Annotated in this window: 1 protein-coding gene; it reads right to left on the bottom strand. The window is 31.1% G+C overall.

What is annotated here, in order from left to right; all coding sequences use genetic code 11:
* Positions 1–956: 956 nt before the first annotated feature.
* Positions 957–1,150 (bottom strand): autotransporter outer membrane beta-barrel domain-containing protein (locus ACFING_RS09845; RefSeq protein ID WP_375630784.1); only part of this gene is annotated, 194 nt, incomplete at its 5' end.

Genomic DNA, 1,150 nt, shown 5'->3' on the forward strand with positions numbered 1-1,150 from the left:
TGTCACTTATCAGCATAGATTTAAGAAAATTGGTTTTTCTGGAACGAGTTTCTCTGCTGGATTGCGCCACCTTTTTTGAAGAGCTGCAATATGTATTTTTAGTTAAAAGGCAGAAGATTTTCTGCCTTTTAATGTATTAAAATTTATTTTGCTTCATCAATATGGTTATTTTTTTGATATAAAAGATTACAATAGATGTTTTCTTTTATGCGATGAGAAATTTTTCTAAAATTTTTGATGTTAAGATATGAGGACAGATTTCATTGTGAATATGAAAAGTTTGAATGCTGAATGCTTTCGGCATAATCTTTCAAAAGAGACGATATAGGTGGTTGTTTTTGTCCATTTCTTTATTCATTTTTATAGATCATAAGTTTAGTCTTTATGAGTTTTATGCATTTTTTTGAATTTTGTTTTAGAACTTTATTTACGTTTATATCATTTCATACGCATATTATTTGTTTCCTTTTTTAGGATGTTTACTTAAGAATTTTGGATAAATACTTGTTTTTAGAATAAACAGAGGGAGTTTGAGGTCAAATTATAATAAAAGTAAAGTATGCTTTATCGTGTTGTTACGGTTGTTTTTTTGTAAATGATAGGTGGCAGAGAAATTTCGATAAGATACAGGATATTATTTTCATTGCGGTCATGCGCGGATATCATCATTCTTTTTTCAGCATTCAATATTTGCGCAGATTTTAGCACTCGAGAATGTTCATAAGGAGTAATTTACCTTTTTTCAAAAGTCCTTCTTTGCATGCCAGCTTCGTTTGTGATAGACAAGGGGTTAATTGATTAAATATAAACAGGTTTGAAATGAAAGAAATTTATAATATTCAGTTTTTATTCAATATGTAAAATGATGAATGAGCATTCTGAATTATTGCATGAAATTTTCCTAAATCAATATCACGCGCCTGATTAAACTGAAGATGCTGATAAACAACCTGAATCTACGGATCAAAAACAACACCTTTATACCCTGTTGCAAACGTTCTGCCACTCGTTAAAGAACCACTAAACTGTTTACCCTTTAACGCCACAACTTTACCCCGTGCTCGTGTCAAAATATCACCCTTAAAAAGGCCATACCATAACACCCCATCCATATAAAAACCGGTATCATGCTGCAAACTTCCATAAGCCC

It is taken from the genome of Bartonella sp. AP150HLJHH, from assembly GCF_042196385.1.
GTDB lineage: Bacteria > Pseudomonadota > Alphaproteobacteria > Rhizobiales > Rhizobiaceae > Bartonella.